The 1,262-nt window shown below is 72.0% G+C and carries 1 protein-coding gene; it reads left to right on the forward strand.

Going from position 1 to position 1,262, the window contains the following annotated elements:
• A partial coding sequence (gene hutI, locus QMK28_RS33955; protein ID WP_326443550.1) for an imidazolonepropionase occupies nucleotides 1-1,167 on the forward strand: 1,167 nt, incomplete at its 5' end.
• Between the last annotated feature and the right edge of the window lie 95 nt (nucleotides 1,168-1,262).

Genomic DNA, 1,262 nt, shown 5'->3' on the forward strand with positions numbered 1-1,262 from the left:
ACCTCCATCACCAACATCGCCAGCCTCGTAACCAACGACCCCGCCCTGGGCAGGGGCCCCATCGGCCTGCTCACCGACGCAGCCGTGGTCATCGAGGACGGAAAGATCGCCTGGGTAGGCCCGACCAGGAACGCCCCCGCAGCCGACGAGACATTCGACGCCGACGGCCAAGCCCTCATCCCCGGCTTCGTCGACTCGCACTCCCACCTCCTCTTCGCAGGCGACCGCACCGCCGAGTTCAACGCCCGCATGTCCGGCAAGAGCTACTCCGCCGGAGGCATCCGCACCACGGTCGCCGCCACCCGCGCCGCGACGGACGAGGCCCTGCACACCAACGTGGCGCGCTACCTAGCCGAGGCGCTCCGGCAGGGCACCACGACCCAGGAGACCAAATCCGGCTACGGCCTCACCGTCGAGGACGAGGCCCGCGCGCTGCGCATCGCCGCCGAGCACACCGACGAGGTCACCTACCTCGGCGCGCACATCGTCTCGCCGGACTACGCCGACGACCCGGCCGGATACGTCGACCTGGTCACTGGCCCGATGCTCGACGCCTGCGCGCCGCACGCCCGTTGGATCGACGTGTTCTGCGAGAAGGGGGCGTTCGACGGAGACCAGGCCCGCGCGATCCTCACCGCGGGCAAGGCGCGCGGCCTGACGCCGCGCATCCACGCCAACCAGCTCTCGTACGGCCCCGGCGTCCAACTCGGCGTAGAACTGGACGCGGCCTCCGCAGACCACTGCACGCACCTCAGCACGGAGGACATCGACGCCCTGGCGAACAGCGCGACGGTCGCGACGCTGCTCCCCGGCGCGGAGTTCTCCACCCGCGCCCAGTGGCCGGACGCCCGCCGCCTGCTCGACGCGGGCGCGGTCGTCGCGCTGTCCACGGACTGCAACCCCGGCTCGTCCTTCACCAGCTCGATGCCGTTCTGCATCGCGCTGGCCGTACGGGACATGGGGATGACGCCGGACGAGGCGATCTGGTCCGCGACGGCGGGCGGCGCCCAAGCGCTGCGCCGCACCGACGTAGGCCGCGTCTCACCGGGCGCCCGCGCGGACCTGGCCCTGCTGGACGCGCCGAGCCACGTGCACCTGGCGTACCGCCCGGGCGTCCCGCTCGTCTCCGCCGTCTGGCAGGGAGGCGTCCGCACGGACGTGCGCTGACCGACCCACCGCACAGCGGGGCCGCCCGTCACACCCGCACAACCCCACCCACCCGCCCTCAATGAAACGCCGAAGTCCACAACCGAGCCTTATAG

This window comes from Streptomyces sp. H27-D2 (genome assembly GCF_035828615.1).
GTDB lineage: Bacteria > Actinomycetota > Actinomycetes > Streptomycetales > Streptomycetaceae > Streptomyces.